The organism is Agathobaculum sp. Marseille-P7918 (assembly GCF_900625105.1).
GTDB lineage: Bacteria > Bacillota > Clostridia > Oscillospirales > Butyricicoccaceae > Agathobaculum.
Genome location: NZ_UYYD01000022.1, coordinates 1 through 2,500, shown reverse-complemented (window position 1 = coordinate 2,500; position 2,500 = coordinate 1). Strand labels below are relative to the sequence as shown.

1 rRNA gene (cut by a window edge) is annotated in these 2,500 nt (G+C 52.2%); it reads left to right on the top strand.

Features of this window, described 5'->3' with window-relative positions:
• Positions 1-2,497: ribosomal RNA gene (locus tag EJL02_RS13875) — 23S ribosomal RNA — on the top strand; it begins 346 nt to the left of the window's first position.
• The last annotated feature ends 3 nt before the right edge of the window (positions 2,498-2,500 follow it).

The window sequence follows — 2,500 nt, the reverse complement described above, 5'->3', positions numbered from 1 at the left end:
GCGACGACACAGGGTGATAGTCCCGTAGGTGAAAAGAATGAAGCGCTAGCCGGATCCAGAGTACCAGCGGACACGTGAAACCCGCTGGGAAGATGGGGGGACCATCCTCCAAGCCTAAATACTACTCAGTGACCGATAGTGGAGCAGTACCGTGAGGGAAAGGTGAAAAGTACCCCGGGAGGGGAGTGAAACAGAACCTGAAACCTTGTGCCTACAAGCACCGAGAGCACGTTAATGTGTGATCGGGTACTTTTTGTAGAACGGTCCGGCGAGTTAATATTTGCAGCGAGGTTAAGAAACTGGAGTTTCGGAGCCGCAGCGAGAGCGAGTCTGAATAGGGCGCATGAAGTTGCAAGTATTAGACCCGAAACCGGGTGACCTATCCATGAGCAGGCTGAAGCGGTGGTAAGACACCGTGGAGGGCCGCACCCACGTCTGTTGAAAAAGCCGGGGATGACTTGTGGATAGCGGAGAAATTCCAATCGAACTCGGAGATAGCTGGTTCTCCCCGAAATAGCTTTAGGGCTAGCGTTATTTTAGATTACCGGAGGTAAAGCACTGAATGGGCTAGGGGCCGCGAGGTTACCGAACCCTATCAAACTCTGAATGCCGGATAATTGATGAATAGCAGTCAGACTACGTGAGATAAGTCTCGTGGTCAAAAGGGAAACAGCCCAGATCTACAGCTAAGGTCCCAAATTCATGCTAAGTGGAAAATGATGTGAAACTGCGAAGACAACCAGGATGTTGGCTTAGAAGCAGCCACTCATTCAAAGAGTGCGTAATAGCTCACTGGTCGAGTGGTTTTGCGCAGAAAATGTAACGGGGCTAAGCATGAAACCGAAGCTTAGGCATTGTACTTTGTACATTGGGTAGGGGAGCGTCGTATGCGGGGCGAAGTCAGAGCGGAAGCACTGGTGGACTTCATACGAGTGAGAATGCCGGAATAAGTAGCGAGAATTATGTGAGAATCATAATGGCCGAAAATCTAAGGTTTCTTGGGGAAGGTTCGTCCGCCCAAGGTTAGTCGGGAGCTAAGGCGAGGCCGAGAGGCGTAGTCGATGCACATACGGTAGAAATTCCGTAACCACCGAACTTTAAGCATAAGGGACGCTTTCATTAAGGTTATCCTCGGCGATGGTTGCCCGGGGCGTAAGGGACCGAAATTTAGTAGGGAAGTAACCGGCGTGAGAGACGAGAAAAGCTTATGTGTATACTAAGGTGCCCGTACCGCAAACCGACACAGGTAGATGGGATGAGTATTCTAAGGCCAACGGGAGAAGGGTTGTTAAGGAACTCGGCAAATTGGCCCCGTAACTTCGGGATAAGGGGCGCCTGCGAGAGCAGGCCGCAGTGAAAAGGCCCAAGCGACTGTTTAGCAAAAACACAGCTCTCTGCTAAATCGAAAGATGACGTATAGGGGGTGACGCCTGCCCGGTGCTGGAAGGTTAAGGGGAGTGCTTAGCGCAAGCGAAGGTGCGAACTTAAGCCCCAGTAAACGGCGGCCGTAACTATAACGGTCCTAAGGTAGCGAAATTCCTTGTCAGGTAAGTTCTGACCCGCACGAATGGCGTAACGATTTGGGCACTGTCTCAACAGCCCGCCCGGCGAAATTGTAGTACCGGTGAAGATGCCGGTTTCCCGCAACTAGACGGAAAGACCCCATGGAGCTTCACTGTAGCTTGATATTGGATCTCGGTATTCCATGTACAGGATAGGTGGGAGACTTGGAAGCAAGTGCGCCAGCATTTGTGGAGTCAACCTTGGGATACCACTCTTGGGGTATTGGGATTCTAACCTGCGGCCATGAATCTGGTCGGGGGACACTGTCAGGTGGGCAGTTTGACTGGGGCGGTCGCCTCCTAAAGAGTAACGGAGGCGCTCAAAGGTTCGTTCAGCACGGACGGAAATCGTGCACTGAGTGTAAACGCATAAACGAGCCTAACTGCGAGAATGACGGTTCGAGCAGTAACGAAAGTTGGAGTTAGTGATCCGGCGGTATGTGAATGGAAATGCCGTCGCTCAACGGATAAAAGCTACCCTGGGGATAACAGGCTGATCTCCCCCAAGAGTCCACATCGACGGGGAGGTTTGGCACCTCGATGTCGGCTCATCGCATCCTGGGGCTGAATTCGGTCCCAAGGGTTTGGCTGTTCGCCAATTAAAGCGGTACGCGAGCTGGGTTCAGAACGTCGTGAGACAGTTCGGTCCCTATCTGTTGCGGGCGTAGGAATATTGAGAGGAGCTGTCCTTAGTACGAGAGGACCGGGATGGACGTACCGCTGGTGCACCAGTTGTTCCGCCAGGGGCATAGCTGGGTAGCTAAGTACGGACGAGATAAACGCTGAAGGCATCTAAGCGTGAAACTCCCCTCGAGATAAGTGTTCCCATCCTTCGGGAGTAAGGCCCCTTGTAGACTACAAGGTTGATAGGTCAGGAGTGGAAGTGCAGTAATGCATGCAGCGGACTGATACTAATAGGCCGAGGGCTTGACCTCAAA